This is a genomic window from Paraburkholderia sp. MM5384-R2 (assembly GCF_014201025.1).
Taxonomy (GTDB): Bacteria; Pseudomonadota; Gammaproteobacteria; order Burkholderiales; family Burkholderiaceae; genus Paraburkholderia; species Paraburkholderia tuberum.
Genome location: NZ_JACHDI010000009.1, coordinates 1 through 17,031 on the forward strand (window position 1 = coordinate 1; position 17,031 = coordinate 17,031).

Sequence of the window (17,031 nt, forward strand, 5' to 3'; positions counted from 1 at the left end):
AAGGTGCTCGAGCCGCTGGCCGACAAGCTCGGCGCGGCACTGGGCGCATCGCGTGCGGCGGTCGACGCGGGCTTCGTGCCGAACGACTATCAGGTCGGCCAGACGGGCAAGATCGTCGCGCCGCAACTGTACGTCGCGGTCGGCATCTCGGGGGCGATCCAGCACCTCGCCGGCATGAAGGACTCGAAAGTCATCATCGCGATCAACAAGGACGAAGAAGCGCCGATTTTCAGCGTGGCCGATTACGGCCTCGTTGGCGATCTGTTCACCCTCGTGCCGGAACTCGAGCAGGCGCTCGGCTAACCGCATCCAGCGGTTAGCGTCCGGCACAACGCGCAGTACGTGCCAGAAGAGAGGGCAAATGCGCGCCCAGCAAGCGGAATAATCATGAATGAGCTTAACGGATACGATTTCGAAGACCTGCGACCGGGCATGAGTGCCCGGTTTGCCAAGACCATCACGGAGGCGGACATTCTGCTTTTCGCGGGCGCGTCGGGAGACATCAACGCGGTTCACATCAACGAGGAGTTTGCGCAAACCACACCCTTCAAGGGGCGCATCGCTCACGGCATGTTGACCGCCAGCATCATCTCCGCGGCGATCGCGGGGCGGCTGCCCGGCCCGGGCACGATCTACCTCGGCCAGAACCTGCGCTTCAAGGCGCCGGTTCGGCCCGGCGACACCGTGCAGGCCGAAGTGACCGTCAAGGAACTGATTCACGACAAGCGCCGCGTGGTTCTGTCCACCGTTTGCACGGTCGGCGGCAAGGTGGTGATCGAAGGCGACGCCGTGGTCATGCCGACAACCTGCCGCGACCGTGTCGTCGAGGACGCGGCTTGCGCCGTCGGCGAAGCATGATAGCGAGCCCCGCCATGAGAATGCCATTCAGCATGCCACACGAGTTTTCCACGGGCTGGGTCAATGCCGGCTTCGATTTCTGGCGTTTTTCGCCGGTCAAGGATGAATACGCGACGACGGTGCCCGACACCGACGGCTCGGACTTCGATTTCAACTGGCCGGTCGCGCGAGGCTCCGTGACCCACACGAGCGCCCACTATCTGCAACAGCAGGCGCAACTGTGGAGCGACGCCGTCGCCGGATTGATCGGCGGGCGCACGGAGTTGAAGGCGGTCGCCGAGTCCGAGCAGGGAGACCGGCGCTTTCACGCCGACGACTGGTCCAGCAACGGCTGGTACAGCCTTCTTAAACAGAGCTATCTGATCAATGCCCGGGCACTCGCGGAGTTCGTCGAGGCGAGCGCGCTCGACGAAAAGGGCAAGCACAAGCTGCGCTTTTTCATGCGCCAGTTCATCGACTTCGCCAGCCCCGCGAATTTCGTCGCGACGAATCCCGAAGTCATCCGGGCGGCGGTGGAATCGGGCGGATCGAGCCTGCTCGCGGGCGTCACGCATCTGCTCGACGATCTGGGCAGCGGCTCGATTTCGATCACCGATCAAAGCGCGTTCGAAGTGGGCCGCAGCGTTGCCACGTCCAGTGGCGCGGTGGTCTATGAGAACGATCTGTTTCAGCTGATCCAGTACGAGCCGCTGACACCGAAGGTCGCCGCGCGGCCGCTCGTGATCGTTCCTCCGTGCATCAACAAGTTCTACATCCTGGATCTGCAGCCGGAGAATTCCTTCGTGCGCTTCGCCGCCGAGCAGGGCCTGACGGTGTTCGTCGTGTCCTGGCGCAACCCGCAGCAGGACATGGCGCAGACCACGTGGGACGCCTACCTCGAGGACGGCGTGATGCAGGCGATCAGCGTCGCGCGTGCGATTAGCCGGGCCGACCAGGTCAATGCATTGGGCTGGTGCGTGGGCGGCACGATGCTGTCGTCGGCGCTGGCGGTCATGCGTGCGAACGGCGACGACTCCGTGGCCAGCCTGACGCTGCTGACGGCGTTGCTCGACTTCACCGACCCGGGCGATCTCGGCGTGTTCATCGACGAGCAGGGCGTGGCGATGCGCGAGCATGCGATCGGTGGCGGTGGGCTCTATCCCGGACGCGAACTCGGCTTCGTATTCCAGTCGCTGCGTGCCAACGATCTGATCTGGCCGTATGTCGTGAATAATTACCTGAAAGGCAAAACCCCGGCCGCGTTCGATCTGCTGTACTGGAACGCGGACACGACCAATCTGCCCGGTCCGATGTACAGCTTCTATCTGCGCAACATGTACCTCGAAAACAGTCTGCGCGTGCCGAACAAACTGAAGTTCTGCGACACGCCGGTGGATCTCGGCAACATCGATATTCCAAGCTATCTGATGGCGGCCGAGGAAGATCACATCGTGCCGTGGCGGTCCGCCTATCAGTCGACGCAACTACTGGGCGGTCAAACCGAGTTCGTGCTGGGGGCAAGCGGCCATATTGCGGGTGTGATCAATCCGGCCTCGAAGAACAAGCGCAGCTACCGAACCAACGATGCCTGCGACGAGAACGCCGACGAGTGGCTCGCAACGTCGGTTCAGCAGCGCGGCAGCTGGTGGAATCACTGGATCGACTGGGTCAAGCAGCATTCCGGCGAGCAGGTCGAGGCGCGCACGAAGCTCGGCAACAGGAAGTACAAGGCAATCGAGAGCGCACCGGGCCGCTATGTGAAGCTTCGCGCCGAGTGACCGGATGGCGATAGCGGGTGCGGCAAACAACGGAGGGTAATGCTCAGTGCATCACCCTCCGTTTTTTTGTCTTCACTGCCACCGGCCGTCACTTCGCATGGCTCGCGCGCCAGTCGCGCGGCGTCATGTGGAAGCGCGACACGAACCAGTTCGTGAACGATCCCTGTTGCGCGTAGCCGAGAAGCGCCGAGACCCGTCCGATCGGATAGGTGGGATTGCTCATGTAACGCACGGCGAGTTCGCCGCGGACTTCCTCGACCTGATCCGAAAAGCTGGTGCCGGCCGAATTCAACTGCCGTTGCATGGTGCGCACGCTCAGATGCAAATAACGTGCAACCAGCTCGGCGTTCGCCTGCTCGAGCGGCAGCAGCAGGTAGATCGCCTTGCGCACTTCCAGCGCGGCCGATTCCGCGGCGCTCACGTTCAGCGGAGAGGCGAGGCTTTCCGCATAGCGCACGAGTTCAGGATCGGCCAGTGGATTCGGGTAGTCGAGATCGGCGCTTGCGCAGACGAACCCGTTGAAGTCGCTGCCGAACACCAGCGGACAGCCGAAGAAGCGTCGATGAAACGTCAGGTCTTTGGGCGCCGGATGCGTGAAGTGGACCTCTCGCGGTTTCCAGAACTTGCCGAGCAGAGCACCGGAGTGCCGCGCGAGGACACCGAGCGCGAGTTCGATCGCCTGCCTTGTCGGGGTACCCCGTTCGACGACGAGTTCCTCCCGAATGGTGACCGTATTGTCCGCGTCCTCGACGTACACCGCCAGCGCTTCGTTGAGCAGATGGCGGTATTCGGCCGCCGCCAGCAACACTTCGCGCAGCGTGCGTTTGTGCGCGAGCAGGACATTGATCACGCCGCTGCCGAAGGTCTGCCGCGTTTCCGCCATTTGCAGCGCGAGGGTAGGGCACGACGCCTTTTCGGCCGTCATTTCCAGCAGCCGGCAACAGGCGGTGGCCGATACGCGATCGTCCGGATTCGCGAGCGCGCCGGCGTCGATGCCGGCCTGTTTCGCGAGCTCGACCGGATTCAGTCCAAGCCGTCGCGTCACTTCGAAATAACCGCTCATGGCTACCGACGTCACCATCGTTTCCATCGTAGTTTCTCCGGACGATTCATACGCTGAGTATTTTTCTTGTCATTAAACACTTGCTTCGCGCAACTATTGGTGTTAACGCGCAGTGGCACGAATCGCTAAAAGGATGGCGTCCAATCACAAAAGTGTAGCGCGTGATTGCCGTATCGTGGGTACATGTCGTTCGAAGTGTTCCAGCAAATTTTCATGCGACCTCGCGATAGCGGAACACCGTCACTTCAAAACTGGATGGAGGCAAACAAATGCAATTTCTCGACGATTCGTTGCACCCTGAGAATCAGGACAAGGTAGTCATCACCACCGCCCCTTACGGCCCGGAATGGATGCCGTCGGACTTCCCGGAAGACATCCCCGTGACGATGGACCAGCAGATCCAGAAGGCCGTCGATTGCTACAACGCCGGCGCCACGGTATTGCACCTGCACGTGCGCGAACTGGACGGCAAGGGCTCGAAGCGCCTGTCGAAGTTCAATGAACTGATCGCGGGTGTGCGCGCGGCAGTGCCCGACATGATCATTCAGGTCGGTGGCTCGATCTCGTTTGCACCGGAAGACGACGGACAAGCCGCGAAGTGGTTGTCCGACGACACGCGCCATATGCTGGCCGATCTCGATCCGAAGCCCGATCAGGTGACGGTCGCGATCAACACCACGCAGATGAACATCATGGAGCTGCTCTATCCGGAGTATCTGGCAGGCACCTCGCTTTCCAACCCCGCGTTCATGGCCGCCTATAGTGAAATGACGGTGCCGGCCGGCCCCGCATGGGTCGAGGAACACCTGCGCCGCCTGCAAGCTTCGGGCATCCAGCCGCACTTCCAGCTCACCGGCATTCACGCGCTCGAAACGCTCGAACGCCTCGTGCGCAAGGGCGTCTACAAGGGCCCGATGAACCTGACGTGGATCGGTATCGGTGGCGGCTTCGACGGCCCCAATCCATTCAACTTCTTCAACTTCGTGCATCGCGCGCCGGATGGCTGCACGCTCACCGCCGAGTCGCTGCTGAAGAACGTGCTGCCGTTCAACATGATGGCGATGTCGATGGGCCTGCATCCGCGCTGCGGCATCGAGGACACGATCATCGATCAGCACGGCAAGCGCTTCACGTCGGTGCAGCAGATCGAGCAGTGCGTGCGCGTCGCGCGCGAACTGGGACGCGAAATTGCCACTGGTAAAGAAGCGCGCGAGATCTATCGTATTGGTGTGCAGTACGAGACGGTCGAAGAGACGCTGGTCGCCAACGGTATGGCGCCGAACCGCCAGGCCGGTGTCAGGAACCTGCCGCTTCGCGCGGCGTGATCACCTGGAGCCCGGGCCGGCGCATTGGCCGAGGCCGGGCTTCATGGCTAACGCTTCCGGTGCATAGCGGGGAGCAGATAGCTGAATCCATAACAGTCGTCGGCCCATGCGGGCAAGGCGGCCGCCAGGGAGTCAGCGTGGAAGGAGACAAAATATGCTCGTTCAGAATGCAGTGCCCACGACGGGCGAAGTTTCGGCAGCTCAGACGGACGTGCGCGCTTATGCGTGGGTGGTGTTTGCGTTGACGGTCGGATTGCTGCTTTCCGACTATATGTCGCGGCAAGTGTTGAATGCCGTGTTTCCGCCGCTCAAGGCGGCATGGCATCTGTCCGATGCGCAGCTGGGTTCGCTCAGCAGCGTGGTCGCGCTGATGGTCGGCGTGCTCACGTTCCCGCTGTCGGTTCTGGCCGACCGCTGGGGCCGCGTGAAGAGCATCGTGCTGATGGCGGCGATGTGGAGTCTCGCGACGGTGGGCTGCGCGATCTCGGCGAACTATGGGCAGTTGCTGCTGGCACGTGCCTTTGTCGGAATCGGCGAAGCGGCCTATGGCAGTGTCGGTATCGCAGTTGTTCTGAGCATCTTTCCGGTCCGGCTGCGCTCCACGCTGACCGGCACCTTCATGGCGGGCGGCGCGTTCGGCTCGGTGCTGGGCATGGCGCTCGGCGGCGCGGTGGCGGCTCACCTCGGCTGGCGTTCGGCATTCGGCGCCATGGCGGCGATGGGGGTCGTGCTGGTCGTGATCTACCGCCTCGTCGTCACCGAAAAGCGTCTTGTGCCGCTGCAGCCGGCGAGCGTGACGAGGCAGGCGCAATCGCGCGGCATGTGCATGAGCCTGCGCGCGCTGATGAAGGGGTTGTTTTCGACGAAGTCCGTGGTGTGTGCCTATGTGGGCAGCGGCCTCCATCTGCTGGTTCCCGCCGCTGTGTGGGCATGGATGCCGAGCTTCCTGAATCGCTACTACGGCATGGCCACCGGCAAGGCTGCGATGTGCGCGGCGGTGTTCGTGCTGGTGACCGGGGTGGGCATGGTGGTGTGCGGAAACCTCGCCGACCGGCTCAGCAAGAACATGCGGGAACGCAAGTGGAGCGCCGCGATCGCCTTCTGCCTCGCCTGTTTCGTTCTGCTCGGGATTGGCTTGCGGATGCCCGCGGGGCCGTGGCAACTGGTCGTGATCGGCGCCGGCATGTTCTTCTGCGCCGGTGCGAGCGGCCCGTCGGGTGCGATGGTGGCGAACCTCACGCCGCCGACGATTCATGCCTCGGCGTTTGCGACCCTGACGCTCGCGAACAACCTGCTGGGCCTCGCGCCGGCGGCTGTTCTCACGGGGATCATCGCCGATCGGATCGGACTGCTGGGCGCGTTGCAACTGGTGCCGTTCGCACCGCTCGTCGCGGCCGCCGCATTCATGATCGGCAAACGGAACTACTCGGGCGATCTGGATCGGCTGAACACGCTGCGCGAGCAGGCCGCACGCTGACATCGCATGGTGCCGCGCGGACGGCGCGGAGCACCGAACCTGTAACTGCGCCGCTGGCGCAACGAATTCTGCAAAGTGCAGATCAAGTAAAGAATTGGAGAGTCAACATGGCAAAGGCAGTTCGCTTTCATGAAACCGGTGGTCCCGACGTGCTGCGCTACGAGGACGTCGAAGTGGGCAACCCCGGTCCCGGTCAGGTTCGCCTGCGCCATCAGGCAGTGGGCCTCAATTTCGCCGACACCTACTTTCGCAGCGGCCTGTATCCGGTCCCGCTGCCCGCGGGGATGGGCGTGGAGGCCGCGGGCGTGGTCGAGGCCGTTGGCCCGGACGTCACGAACGTTGCGGTGGGCGATCGTGTGACTTACACGGGCTTCCTCAACACGCTCGGCGCGTACAGCACCGAACGCCTGATTCCGGCCGCGCCGCTGATCCGGCTGCCCGATGCGATCGGCTGCGAAACGGCTGCCGGCATGACCATGCGCGGATTGACCTCCGCATATTTGATGCGCCGCATTCACGACTTCAAGGCGGGCGACACGATCCTTCTGCATGCCGCCGCCGGCGGTGTCGGCCTGATCGTTTCGCAATGGGCGAAGCTGCTGGGTCTGACCGTGATCGGCACGGTTTCGAACGAGGCCAAGGGCGAGGTGGCCCGCGCGCACGGCTGCGATCACATCATCAACTACAGCCACGAAGACGTCGCCAGGCGCGTGCGCGAACTGACCGATGGCGTCGGCGTGAACGTCGTGTTCGACAGCGTCGGCAAAGACACCTTCGAGGCTTCGCTCGATTCGCTGAAGCGCCGCGGTCTATTGGTTTGCGTCGGCACGGCCTCCGGCCCGATCCCGCCGTTCAATCCGCAACTGCTGGCTATGAAAGGCTCGCTCTATCTGACCCGCCCGGCGCTGGCTGACTACATCGCCGACCCGGCCGAGAAGGACGAGCTTGCCGACGAAATCTTCGGGCTCATCGGCTCGGGACGCATCAAGATCGAGTTGAATCAGCGCTATGCGCTCGAAGATGCGGCGCAAGCCCATCGTGATCTGGAATCGCGCAAGACGACGGGTTCGTCGGTCTTCGTGATCTAAGGAGCTAGCCATGCGAGTCGAACAACTGACGTACTCGATCGGCGCCGAACTGATAGGGGTGAATCTCGCCCACGCCATCTACGACGATGGCCTGTTTGCCCAGATCCGCTCGGCGCTGCTGAAGCACCGGGTGCTGTTCCTGCGCGACCAGGACATCACGCGTGCCGAACACGTGGCGTTCGCGCGCCGCTTCGGCGAACTGGAAGACCATCCGGTCGCGGGCAGCGATCCGGAAAATCCGGGCCTCGTGCGTATCTACAAGACCCCGGATCAGCCCAACGACCGTTACGAAAACGCGTGGCATGCCGACGCCACCTGGCGCGAAGCGCCGCAGTTCGGTGCCGTGCTGCGCTGCGTCGAGTGTCCGCCCGTCGGCGGCGACACGATGTGGGCGAACATGGTCCTCGCCTACGAGAATCTGCCGGCGCACGTGAAGGCTCAGATCGCGGACCTGCGCGCGCGCCACAGCATCGAGGCGAGCTTCGGTGCCGCGATGCCGATCGAAAAGCGTCTCGCGCTGAAGGCGCAATTTCCGGACGCGGAGCACCCGGTCGTGCGCACGCATCCGGAAACAAAGGAGAAGTTGCTGTTCGTGAACGCTTTCACGAGCCATTTCACCAACTTTCACACGCCGGAGCGAGTGCGCTTCGGGCAGGACGCGAATCCGGGCGCGGGCGATCTGCTGCGCTATCTGATCAGCCAGGCGTACATCCCCGAGTACCAGGTGCGCTGGCGCTGGCAGAAGAACAGCATCGCGATCTGGGACAACCGCAGCACGCAGCACTATGCGGTGATGGACTACCCGCCGTGCCACCGCAAGATGGAGCGCGCCGGCATCGTCGGCGACAAGCCGTACTGAACTAGCAGGTAGCTTCCCATGAATTACGAATTGAAACCGACCATTCTGATGGTTCCGGGTCTGCGTGACCACGTCGCGGAGCATTGGCAAACCCTGCTGCAGCAACGGCTGCCGAAAGCGCTGTCGGTGCCGCCGCTCGAGCACGACAAGCTCAGTTGCGCGGCACGCGTCGCGGCGCTCGATGCCACGCTCGCGCGGATCGACGGCCCGGTCATTCTGGTCGCGCATAGCGCCGGCGTGATGATCACCGTGCATTGGGCGGCGCAGCACAAGCGCGAGATTCACGCTGCGCTGCTCGCGGCGCCCGCGGACCTCGAGAGGCCGATGCCGGCGGGCTATCCGGAGCTGGATACGCTCGAGCAGAACGGCTGGCTGCCGATTCCGCGCAAGCCGCTGCCGTTTCCGAGCATCGTCGGCGCGAGCCGCAACGATCCGCTCGGGCGGTTCGAGCGGGTGCTGGAGATGGCGCAGGACTGGGGCAGCCGCCTCGTCGATCTCGGCGAAGTGGGGCACCTCAACCCTGCTTCGGGCTTTGGCGAATGGCCGATGGCGGAGACGTTGATTCGCCGCCTGGTACTGATGTGACGCGGCCCGCGTCGGATCAGAAGGAGTCTGGGATGTCGCGTCGGATCGTGGTGGGTGTTGCCGGCGAGCTCGCGCCGGGCCAGCGCAAGCTGGCCTTCATCGATGGCCGCAGCATCGTGCTGTTCAACGTCGAAGGCACGCTTCACGCCATCGACAACACATGTCCGCACAACGGGGCCGCGCTGTCGAGCGGCCAGCTGGAAGGCTGCATGTTGCGCTGTCCGGCGCACGGTCTGCGCTTCGACGTGCGCACGGGCTGCATGGCGGGAACAGGCGGATTGAGCGTGACGACCTTCCCGGTCGACATAGTGGATTCAAAGGTGGTGGTGAGTCTCGATGCGCCGAACCCGACGCCCTCGCAAGCGCGAGCCGGCAGCGCGGCAACGTAAAGCCGGTAGGCCGGGCCCGAGACGCCACAACCAATCAGGAGACGGAAAGATGCAAGGCTTGATGATGCAGCAGTCGCTGCTGGTTTCCGCGCTGCTCACGCACGCGGAGCGCCATCACGGCGAACAGGAAATCGTGTCGCGACGCGTGGAAGGAGACATCCATCGTTATTCGTATCGGCACCTCGCGCAGCGCGCGCGCCGGATGGCCAACGCGCTGTCGACGCTCGGCGTCGGCCAGGGCGAGCGCGTCGCGACGCTCGCGTGGAACGGCTATCGCCACATGGAGCTCTATTTCGCGGTGTCGGGCTCCGGGTCCGTGCTGCATACGCTGAACCCACGACTGCACGTCGACCAGCTCGCGTACATCATCGAGCATGCGGAAGATCGTGTCGTGTTCTTCGACCTGACCTTTCTGCCGTTGATCGAGAGCGTCGCGCCCCGGGTGAAGAGCCCGAAAGTATTCGTGGCGATGACCGATCGCGCGCACATGCCGCAAGCGAACGACCTGACCGGCATGCTGATGTGCTACGAGGATCTGCTCGAGCTGCACGACGACGTTTTCGAATGGCCGCTGCTCGATGAAAACAGCGCGTCGTCGCTGTGCTACACGTCGGGCACCACCGGCAATCCGAAGGGCGTGCTGTATAGCCATCGTTCGACCGTGCTGCACACCTACGCGGCGGCGCTGCCCGATTCGCTGAACTGTTCCGCGCGCGACGTGATCCTGCCGGTCGTGCCGATGTTCCATGTGAACGCGTGGGGCCTGCCCTATATCGCCTGCATGGTCGGCGCGAAGCTGGTGTTTCCGGGGCCGGCGCTCGACGGCAAGTCGCTCTATGAACTGATCGAAACGGAACACGTGACGCTGTCGGCCGGCGTGCCGACGGTGTGGCAGGGACTGCTCACGCATGTCGATGCGATGGGCGGGACCTTCTCGTCGATGCGACGCACGGTGATCGGCGGCGCGCAGTGTCCGACCGCGATGACCGAGGCGTTCCAGAAGCGCCACCGGGTGGAGGTACTGCACGCGTGGGGCATGACCGAATTGAGCCCAATCGGCACGGTCTGCAGCTTCAAGGCGCATCAACAGTCGCTGCCGATGGAGGATCAGTACATGATTCAGGCGAAGCAGGGACGCGCGCTGTTCGGCATCGACATGCGGATCGTCGACTCCCACGGTAATGAATTGCCGTGGGACGGCGAGAGCGCTGGCGATCTGCAGGTGCGCGGTCACTGGGTCACGCAACAGTATTTCGGCGCCGACGTCGAGTCGCCATTGTGCGACGGCTGGTTTCCGACCGGCGACATCGCGACGATCGACGGGCACGGCTTCATGCAGATCACCGATCGCAGCAAGGACGTGATCAAGTCGGGCGGCGAATGGATCAGTTCGGCGGCGATCGAAAACGTCGCTTATCTGCATCCGGAAGTCTCGACGGCAGTGTGTATCGCCGCACGGCATCCTAAGTGGGACGAGCGGCCGCTGCTGCTGGTCGTGAAAAAGCCGGGCAGCGAGCTGGCCAGCGACGAACTGCTGTCCTTCTTCAACGGCCGGGTCGCGCGCTGGTGGACTCCCGATGCAGTGGTGTTCGTCGACACGGTGCCTATCGGCGCAACAGGCAAGGTCCTGAAGAACCAGTTACGCGATCAGTTCGGCAACTACTACATGCCCTGATGCGCGGCTTTCGCAGCAACGCAGTTCGATTCACGCAACAACGCGACCGGGTACGCCCGGCGCACACAAAACCACCAACCATTTGAAGCGACCGCAGCATCGGCTTTTGCGCCACCGCCGGTACGCGAAGGAGACACAATGAAGTTGAAGCCAAGCAGCGCTGTCGTGTTGGCCATTTTCGCCACCGCGGCTCATGCGCAGTCGTCAGTGACGCTTTATGGCGTAGTCGATACGGGGCTGCTGTATCAGAGCACATCGGCCGCTACCTTTCTGCCGCACGCGCCGAACACGGGCAAAATTTATCAGCTGAAGGACGGCGGTATCTATTCGAGCTTCTGGGGTATGAAGGGAAGCGAAGACATCGGCGGCGGCTACAAGATCAACTTCAAGCTGCAGGGTGCGTTCAACACCACGAACGGCAAGTTCGGTCTGTCCGACACGCCGGGCGTCACGGCGATCTTCAACCAGTTCGCGACGGTCGGCGCATCGGGGCCGTTCGGTACCTTCGACGCCGGCCGGCAGATCATTCCGATGATCTACGCGATGGCGGAAACCGACGTCCGCGGCGCGCAGTATTTCGGCAGTGTTCTGACCGCGTGGCTGGGCATCAATCAGGCGGCCGGCTGGCCTGGCACGAGCACGAACGCGCCGATCGGCGCGCTGTACGACAGCAACGCGCTCGTCTACAACTCGCCGAAATTCCATGGCGCGTCGCTCGCGCTCGAGTACGCGCCGGGCGGCGTCGCCGGTCATTTCCAGGGCGGCACGCGCGAGTCGGCCGTGCTCAAGTATTCGAACTACGGTCTGAATCTGTCCGCGTTGTATTACAACGGCCACGATACCAACCCGTACCCGATCACCTACCCGGCGGCCCCCGCTATCCCCGCGACCGGGCTTGCGAACAACCGTTTCTACTATTTCGGTGCGATGTACACGATCGCCGGATTTTCGGTGTCGGCCTCGTACGGCGCCGGCAAGAACCCGGCCCATACCAACACCGCGGACTTCGAAATGATCTCGGGGGGCCTCGGCTACCAGTTCAATCCGCGTTTCAAGATCACGTCCGGGTACTACTACCTGAAAGACAAGAACAACTCGGCGAACCATTCGGGCGAGTTCGCCGTGGGCGCGGAATACAACCTGTCCCGGCGCACCAAGGCTTACGCGCAGGTGGGTTATGTCAACAACAGGGGGACCATGAACCAGACCATCGTCTATGGCGCCCCGGTTGCGCCTGGCATGTCCACCACGGCGGCCATGGTCGGCATCCGCCATAACTTCTGATTACGTCACCTATAACAACTGGAGTATTCGATGAAAAGCATCCAGGCACGCGCGTTGGCGATTGCCATATTGATTCTGGCCGCGTCGAGCAACTCGTGGTCGCAGTCGGGCCAGATGGCCAGTGCACCTTCGGGCGCACCCGCGATGTCAGCTAGCGCAGCCGCTCCCGTCAGCTCGAGGAAAGCCAATCGTGCGCTGCGTCGGCAGGTGTATGCCGCGATCGGCAAGCATAAGGAGATCAGCGCCGGCAATATAAGCGTCATCGCAAAAGGCGGCGCGGTGACGCTGAGCGGCACGGTCACCGACGTTTCCCAGATCAATCAGGTCGCGGAGATCGCGAAGGGTGTTCCGGGGGTGACTTCGGTGACCAACAAGCTCACGGTGCAAAAGCCGTTCGGCGGGATGTAAAAAGAGCTCACGCATCGGGGGATCAAGCGCGAGGAGCCCAATATAACAATCCACTAGCTGTCGAACAGCGCCGTGTAACGGCGCTGCATCTCTTCAGGCGTGAGCGCTTCGATCTGCGCGCCGAGCATCCATTCGTGGCCGAATGGATCGCGCACGGTCGCCGAGCGCTCGCCATAAAAATGATCGGTTAGCGGGCGGACCACGGTTGCGCCCGCTTTGAGCGCTTGTGCGAACAGTCGGTCGACGTCGTCGCAGTGGATATGCAGCAGCACACTCGGCCGGGTGTCGCCGGTCGGTCCGAGCATGTCGTGCTCGGGATATTCATCGGACAGCATCACGGTCGCGGGACCGATCTTCACTTCGGCATGACCGATGCGGCCGCCTGGCTCGGTCAGGCGAAACTGCTCGACGCCGCCGAATGCCTGCGCGTAGAACTCGATAGCCCGTGCGGCGTTGCGCACGCGCAGATAGGGGTAGACCTCGTGGATCGCGTTCATCGTCACCTCCGGGTGGTGGGCGAATATGGGTTGCCGGACATAATAGTCTGCCCCGATCCGCTAAGCGGTCGCTTGGCTACCCACGGGATTCCATCGCCTTTTGACCAACGATGAATCGAGGTCGCTAGCGCTGCTCCTTCTGAATCAAGCCGCACCTGAATCGCGTCACATTTGTCACTCCCACCATTCGATGTCCGGCGGCCTAAACTACCCCATCATCAACAGCGAGCGATGCCGGGTGAGCGAATCGCCTTCCGACCCGAACGCACAGGACATCGCTCTAACCCGGAGGTCACGATGACGACGATCAAGTCACCTGAGAAGCGTGGGAAAGATGGACAGCCTGCCATGAAGACACCACCGATTGTGTCGCGGCAAGAGTGGGAGGCCGCGCGCGAGCATCTGCTCGTCAAGGAGAAAGCCTTGACACGTGCCCGCGACGCGCTGGCCGCTGAGCGACGGCGGATGCCATGGTTTGCCGTGGAAAAAACGTATGCGTTCGACGGGCCGGAGGGCAGAGTAAGCCTGCTCGACCTGTTCAACGGCCGCCGCCAGTTGGTCGTCTATCGCGCCTTTTTCGAGCCCGGCGTGCACGGGTGGCCAGAGCATGCGTGCATTGGCTGTTCCCTGGGGGCCGATCAGGTCTCCCACCTTGCCCATTTGCACGCTCGCGACACTACGCTTGTGTACGCGTCCCGCGCGCCGCAAGCCGATATCGCGCGGCTGAAGACCCGGATGGGCTGGGACATGATCCCCTGGTACACCATCACCGACAGTTTCGACGCCGACTTCGGCGTGGACGAATGGCACGGCCACAACGCGTTCATCCGGGACGGCGAGCGGGTGTTCCGAACGTACTTCATTAACGGGCGTGGGGACGAGGCGCTGGGCACGATCTGGAGCTACCTTGACATGACGGCGCTCGGGCGGCAGGAGACGTGGGAGGATTCGCCGGAGGGCTACCCGCAGAGCCGACCGTACAAGTGGTGGAACTGGAACGACACTTACGTCCCCGGCGCGGCTCCCGATCCGAAGTGGGTCGAGGTGTCAGATGCCGGAGAGGCTGCGTTTCGGAAACGCGACGACTAGCGCCTGACGAATCATCGATCGCTGTCGTTTCTCCGAGTGACTCACTTCGAGCGTAGAGTTTCGAGGTGAAATCTGAGTCCAGGTCCCCGGATGCGAATGAGCAGTATCGCGGTACGTTCGATGTTTGAAATCGCGTCATCCGCCCGCCACGAATCCAGGCGGAGATTACAATGACTGGATCGTTACGGCATCCTATCGGTTCAACCGCTTCGTTTCCCCGCTTACGAGGGCCGCACTCCAATGAACGCATCCGAACGTATCGACGAACTGATCGCGGGACTCACCGACTGGCGCGGCGCAACCTTCGCTCGCATCCGTCAATGCGTGCTCGCGGCGGACCCGGCGATCGTCGAGGAATTCAAGTGGATGGGTAGCCCGGTCTGGTCGCGCGACGGCATGATTGCGGTCGCCAACGCGCACAAGGGTAAGGTCAAGCTGACCTTCGCGCATGGGGCGGGCCTGGCCGATCCGGACGGCTTGTTCAACGCAGGCCTCGAAGGCAACGCGCGGCGCGCTATCGACTTCTTCGAGAGCGACGGGGTCGACGAGCGCGCACTGAAAGCGCTGGTGCGCGCCGCAATCGACTATAACCAGAATCATCTGAAGACGAACACGCGCGGCGCACTACCGAAAGCCCGCCGTAAGCAGGCGTCCGGCGACGCCTGAGGCCGGCACAGTCTGCTCGCCAGCCGCGCCGCCAGCCCCGGTGGGTCGATACCAGAATTGATATCGATATCACCCAAAATATAATTGGAAAGATATCAACTCGCTCCGTACACTTCACCATCCCTGGACACTGAGCGGCAACCTTGCGCCGTAGCGCCGGGCGGGCCGCTTCAGTCAAATTGGCCGGTGAGGGTCCCGGCACATGCATCAAGGACCTAGTATGTCGGAAAAAAAGCGGAAATTGCGCTCGGCCGAGTGGTTCGGCACGGCTGACAAGAACGGCTTCATGTATCGAAGCTGGATGAAGAATCAGGGCATTCCCGATCATGAGTTCGACGGGCGTCCCGTGATCGGTATCTGCAACACGTGGTCCGAGCTGACGCCGTGCAACGCGCACTTTCGCAAGCTCGCCGAGCACGTGAAGCGCGGCGTCTATGAAGCGGGCGGCTTCCCGGTCGAATTCCCGGTGTTTTCCAACGGCGAATCGAATCTGCGTCCGACCGCGATGCTCACGCGCAATCTCGCGGCGATGGATGTCGAGGAGGCGATCCGCGGCAATCCGATCGACGCGGTCGTGCTGCTGACCGGCTGCGACAAGACGACCCCCGCGCTGCTGATGGGCGCGGCGAGCTGCGACGTGCCGGCGATCGTCGTGACCGGCGGCCCGATGCTGAACGGCAAGCTCGACGGCAAGAACATCGGCTCTGGCACCGCGGTGTGGCAGCTGCACGAATCGCTGAAGGCCGGCGAGATCGATCTGCATCAGTTCCTGTCGGCAGAGGCGGGCATGTCGCGCTCGGCTGGCACCTGCAACACGATGGGCACCGCGTCGACGATGGCCTGCATGGCCGAGGCGCTCGGCACGTCGCTGCCGCACAACGCGGCGATTCCCGCGGTCGACTCGCGCCGCTACGTGCTTGCGCATATGTCGGGAATCCGGATCGTCGAAATGGCGCTCGAAGACCTGAAGCTGTCGAAGATCCTCACGCGCGAGGCGTTCGTCAACGCGATTCGCGTCAATGCGGCGATCGGCGGCTCGACCAACGCGGTGATTCATCTGAAAGCGATCGCGGGGCGCATCGGTATCGAGCTTGATCTCGACGACTGGGTGCGCATCGGCCGCGACACGCCGACGATCGTCGACCTGATGCCGTCGGGCCGTTTCCTGATGGAAGAGTTTTATTACGCGGGCGGCCTGCCGGCCGTGCTGCGCCGGCTCGGCGAAGCGAACCTGCTGCCGCATCCGGACGCGTTGACGGTCAACGGCAAGTCGCTGTGGGACAACGTGAAGGATGCACCCAACACCAACGACGAAGTGATCCGTCCGCTCGACAAGCCGCTCGTCGCCGATGGCGGCATCCGCGTGCTGCGCGGCAATCTCGCGCCGCGCGGCGCGGTGCTGAAGCCGTCGGCGGCGACACCCGAATTGCTCAAGCATCGCGGACGCGCGGTCGTGTTCGAGAACCTGGAGCACTACAAGGCGCGCATCGTCGACGAGACGCTCGACGTCGACGCGAATTCGGTGCTGGTGATGAAGAACTGCGGGCCGAAGGGTTATCCGGGCATGGCCGAAGTCGGCAACATGGGCCTGCCGCCGAAGCTGCTGAGGCAGGGCGTGAAGGACATGGTGCGCATTTCCGATGCGCGCATGAGCGGCACCGCCTACGGCACCGTGGTGCTGCACGTGACGCCGGAAGCGGCGGCCGGCGGCCCGCTCGCCGCGGTGCAGGACGGCGACTGGATCGAGCTCGATTGCGACGCGGGCACGCTGCACCTCGATGTCAGCGACGCGGAACTCGAGCGCCGTCTCGCGCAGCATGTGCCGCCCCAGCCGCCGGAAGGTGGCGGCTACCGGCGCCTGTATATCGATCACGTGCTGCAGGCCGACGAGGGTTGCGACCTCGACTTCCTCGTGGGGTGTCGAGGTTCCGCGGTGCCGCGGCATTCGCACTGACGCGCCGCTGCAACGGCAACGGCTCGGCCCATGACCGTGCGGGCGATGCATTCGTGC

18 protein-coding genes are annotated in these 17,031 nt (G+C 63.2%); 15 read left to right on the forward strand and 3 right to left on the reverse strand.

Annotation, left to right across the window (positions count from 1 at the left end; all coding sequences use genetic code 11):
- The 3 genes from HDG37_RS16295 to phaC all read left to right on the forward strand — a co-directional run.
- A partial coding sequence (locus HDG37_RS16295; protein ID WP_221312039.1) for an electron transfer flavoprotein subunit alpha/FixB family protein occupies positions 1-303 on the forward strand: 303 nt, incomplete at its 5' end.
- Between the two features lie 84 nt (positions 304-387).
- Positions 388-858, forward strand: a complete 471-nt coding sequence (locus HDG37_RS16300; RefSeq protein ID WP_184049381.1) for a MaoC family dehydratase — start codon at positions 388-390, stop codon at positions 856-858.
- Between the two features lie 14 nt (positions 859-872).
- Positions 873-2,615, forward strand: coding sequence for a class I poly(R)-hydroxyalkanoic acid synthase (gene phaC / locus HDG37_RS16305; protein WP_184049383.1), 1,743 nt, complete (start codon positions 873-875; stop codon positions 2,613-2,615).
- 88 nt (positions 2,616-2,703) lie between these two features.
- On the opposite strand, the gene HDG37_RS16310 is transcribed toward phaC, so the two are convergent.
- Positions 2,704-3,705 (reverse strand): AraC family transcriptional regulator, encoded by a 1,002-nt coding sequence (locus tag HDG37_RS16310; RefSeq protein ID WP_090809453.1) that lies wholly within the window; start codon positions 3,703-3,705, stop codon positions 2,704-2,706.
- Positions 3,706-3,947: 242 nt separating this feature from the next.
- On the opposite strand from HDG37_RS16310, the gene HDG37_RS16315 reads away from it, so the two are divergent.
- The 7 genes from HDG37_RS16315 to HDG37_RS16345 all read left to right on the forward strand — a co-directional run bounded on the left by HDG37_RS16315 (position 3,948) and on the right by HDG37_RS16345 (position 11,076).
- Complete coding sequence (locus HDG37_RS16315; protein WP_184049385.1) at positions 3,948-5,003, forward strand: 3-keto-5-aminohexanoate cleavage protein; 1,056 nt, start codon at positions 3,948-3,950, stop codon at positions 5,001-5,003.
- A gap of 154 nt (positions 5,004-5,157) precedes the next feature.
- On the forward strand, positions 5,158-6,480 hold the full coding sequence (locus HDG37_RS16320) for an MFS transporter (RefSeq protein ID WP_184049387.1): 1,323 nt from the start codon (positions 5,158-5,160) through the stop codon (positions 6,478-6,480).
- 107 nt (positions 6,481-6,587) lie between these two features.
- Positions 6,588-7,568, forward strand: coding sequence for a quinone oxidoreductase (locus HDG37_RS16325; protein ID WP_184049389.1), 981 nt, complete (start codon positions 6,588-6,590; stop codon positions 7,566-7,568).
- Positions 7,569-7,578: 10 nt separating this feature from the next.
- On the forward strand, positions 7,579-8,427 hold the full coding sequence (locus HDG37_RS16330) for a TauD/TfdA family dioxygenase (RefSeq protein ID WP_018424780.1): 849 nt from the start codon (positions 7,579-7,581) through the stop codon (positions 8,425-8,427).
- 18 nt (positions 8,428-8,445) lie between these two features.
- On the forward strand, positions 8,446-9,012 hold the full coding sequence (locus tag HDG37_RS16335) for an alpha/beta hydrolase (protein WP_184049391.1): 567 nt from the start codon (positions 8,446-8,448) through the stop codon (positions 9,010-9,012).
- Between the two features lie 32 nt (positions 9,013-9,044).
- A complete protein-coding gene (locus HDG37_RS16340; protein ID WP_184049393.1) occupies positions 9,045-9,401 on the forward strand; it encodes a Rieske 2Fe-2S domain-containing protein in 357 nt (118 codons plus the stop codon).
- Between the two features lie 49 nt (positions 9,402-9,450).
- Positions 9,451-11,076 carry a 3-(methylthio)propionyl-CoA ligase gene (locus tag HDG37_RS16345; RefSeq protein ID WP_184049395.1) on the forward strand — a complete coding sequence of 542 codons (1,626 nt, stop codon included), beginning with the start codon at positions 9,451-9,453 and terminating at the stop codon, positions 11,074-11,076.
- On the opposite strand, the gene HDG37_RS16350 is transcribed toward HDG37_RS16345, so the two are convergent.
- Positions 11,064-11,252 carry a hypothetical protein gene (locus tag HDG37_RS16350; RefSeq protein ID WP_184049795.1) on the reverse strand — a complete coding sequence of 63 codons (189 nt, stop codon included), beginning with the start codon at positions 11,250-11,252 and terminating at the stop codon, positions 11,064-11,066. The two genes, HDG37_RS16345 and HDG37_RS16350, sit on opposite strands and share 13 nt — an antisense overlap.
- Here HDG37_RS16350 and HDG37_RS16355 point away from each other — a divergent pair.
- Positions 11,215-12,360, forward strand: coding sequence for a porin (locus tag HDG37_RS16355; RefSeq protein WP_184049397.1), 1,146 nt, complete (start codon positions 11,215-11,217; stop codon positions 12,358-12,360). The genes HDG37_RS16350 and HDG37_RS16355 overlap by 38 nt on opposite strands.
- Positions 12,361-12,390: 30 nt before the next feature.
- Positions 12,391-12,768 (forward strand): BON domain-containing protein, encoded by a 378-nt coding sequence (locus tag HDG37_RS16360; protein ID WP_184049399.1) that lies wholly within the window; start codon positions 12,391-12,393, stop codon positions 12,766-12,768.
- Between the two features lie 53 nt (positions 12,769-12,821).
- On the opposite strand, the gene HDG37_RS16365 is transcribed toward HDG37_RS16360, so the two are convergent.
- Positions 12,822-13,265 (reverse strand): glyoxalase/bleomycin resistance/extradiol dioxygenase family protein, encoded by a 444-nt coding sequence (locus HDG37_RS16365; RefSeq protein WP_184049401.1) that lies wholly within the window; start codon positions 13,263-13,265, stop codon positions 12,822-12,824.
- Between the two features lie 297 nt (positions 13,266-13,562).
- On the opposite strand from HDG37_RS16365, the gene HDG37_RS16370 reads away from it, so the two are divergent.
- The 3 genes from HDG37_RS16370 (at position 13,563) to HDG37_RS16380 (ending at position 16,974) form a co-directional block, all read left to right on the forward strand.
- Positions 13,563-14,354, forward strand: a complete 792-nt coding sequence (locus HDG37_RS16370; protein WP_184049403.1) for a DUF899 domain-containing protein — start codon at positions 13,563-13,565, stop codon at positions 14,352-14,354.
- A 240-nt stretch (positions 14,355-14,594) separates the two neighbouring features.
- Positions 14,595-15,020 (forward strand): DUF1801 domain-containing protein, encoded by a 426-nt coding sequence (locus HDG37_RS16375; RefSeq protein WP_184039244.1) that lies wholly within the window; start codon positions 14,595-14,597, stop codon positions 15,018-15,020.
- Between the two features lie 220 nt (positions 15,021-15,240).
- Positions 15,241-16,974: an IlvD/Edd family dehydratase gene (locus tag HDG37_RS16380; protein ID WP_184049405.1), complete on the forward strand. Its 1,734-nt coding sequence runs from the start codon at positions 15,241-15,243 to the stop codon at positions 16,972-16,974.
- The last annotated feature ends 57 nt before the right edge of the window (positions 16,975-17,031 follow it).

Excerpts from the sequence above, each read along its gene's own strand:
- HDG37_RS16300 (WP_184049381.1), top strand. The coding sequence starts at position 388 with ATGAATGAGCTTAACGGATACGATTTCGAAGACCTGCGACCGGGCATG.
- phaC (WP_184049383.1), top strand. The coding sequence starts at position 873 with ATGAGAATGCCATTCAGCATGCCACACGAGTTTTCCACGGGCTGGGTC.
- HDG37_RS16310 (WP_090809453.1), bottom strand. The coding sequence starts at position 3,705 with ATGGAAACGATGGTGACGTCGGTAGCCATGAGCGGTTATTTCGAAGTG.
- HDG37_RS16315 (WP_184049385.1), top strand. The coding sequence starts at position 3,948 with ATGCAATTTCTCGACGATTCGTTGCACCCTGAGAATCAGGACAAGGTA.
- HDG37_RS16320 (WP_184049387.1), top strand. The coding sequence starts at position 5,158 with ATGCTCGTTCAGAATGCAGTGCCCACGACGGGCGAAGTTTCGGCAGCT.
- HDG37_RS16325 (WP_184049389.1), top strand. The coding sequence starts at position 6,588 with ATGGCAAAGGCAGTTCGCTTTCATGAAACCGGTGGTCCCGACGTGCTG.
- HDG37_RS16330 (WP_018424780.1), top strand. The coding sequence starts at position 7,579 with ATGCGAGTCGAACAACTGACGTACTCGATCGGCGCCGAACTGATAGGG.
- HDG37_RS16335 (WP_184049391.1), top strand. The coding sequence starts at position 8,446 with ATGAATTACGAATTGAAACCGACCATTCTGATGGTTCCGGGTCTGCGT.
- HDG37_RS16340 (WP_184049393.1), top strand. The coding sequence starts at position 9,045 with ATGTCGCGTCGGATCGTGGTGGGTGTTGCCGGCGAGCTCGCGCCGGGC.
- HDG37_RS16345 (WP_184049395.1), top strand. The coding sequence starts at position 9,451 with ATGCAAGGCTTGATGATGCAGCAGTCGCTGCTGGTTTCCGCGCTGCTC.
- HDG37_RS16355 (WP_184049397.1), top strand. The coding sequence starts at position 11,215 with ATGAAGTTGAAGCCAAGCAGCGCTGTCGTGTTGGCCATTTTCGCCACC.
- HDG37_RS16350 (WP_184049795.1), bottom strand. The coding sequence starts at position 11,252 with ATGGCCAACACGACAGCGCTGCTTGGCTTCAACTTCATTGTGTCTCCT.
- HDG37_RS16360 (WP_184049399.1), top strand. The coding sequence starts at position 12,391 with ATGAAAAGCATCCAGGCACGCGCGTTGGCGATTGCCATATTGATTCTG.
- HDG37_RS16365 (WP_184049401.1), bottom strand. The coding sequence starts at position 13,265 with ATGAACGCGATCCACGAGGTCTACCCCTATCTGCGCGTGCGCAACGCC.
- HDG37_RS16370 (WP_184049403.1), top strand. The coding sequence starts at position 13,563 with ATGACGACGATCAAGTCACCTGAGAAGCGTGGGAAAGATGGACAGCCT.
- HDG37_RS16375 (WP_184039244.1), top strand. The coding sequence starts at position 14,595 with ATGAACGCATCCGAACGTATCGACGAACTGATCGCGGGACTCACCGAC.
- HDG37_RS16380 (WP_184049405.1), top strand. The coding sequence starts at position 15,241 with ATGTCGGAAAAAAAGCGGAAATTGCGCTCGGCCGAGTGGTTCGGCACG.